1 protein-coding gene is annotated in these 303 nt (G+C 61.1%); it reads right to left on the reverse strand.

Features of this window, described 5'->3' with window-relative positions; genetic code table 11:
* Positions 1–272, reverse strand: a 272-nt coding sequence (locus HBA93_RS20365) for an FAD-binding oxidoreductase (protein ID WP_286202097.1), incomplete at its 3' end; no start/stop codon positions are given.
* Positions 273–303: the final 31 nt, after the last annotated feature.

The raw sequence follows: 303 nt of genomic DNA on the forward strand, positions 1-303 counted from the left end.
TCATGAAAGAACGGCGAGACTTCGCCATCCGGGAGCCGCTCGATAGCGAGTTCGAGGATCGGAGACGAAGCGGGCGACGATGCGATCGAATAGCTGCGCATGGCCGTGTAGCCGTCGGGTGCGGTGAGGCGGACATCGACGTGCTGACCCGCCACATGAGCGAACGGGTTCCCCAACCGCAGGAAGAAGCTCTTGATACTCGGGGTCTGTTCGACGATTTCGTCGATGAAGCAGGACTGCCAAAACGCGGGTTGCGCGCCGATCTCAGTCATGGGTGTATCTCTGCTCGCGCCAAGGATCGCC

Source organism: Ochrobactrum sp. SFR4 (assembly GCF_019730395.1).
Classification (GTDB): domain Bacteria; phylum Pseudomonadota; class Alphaproteobacteria; order Rhizobiales; family Rhizobiaceae; genus Pseudochrobactrum.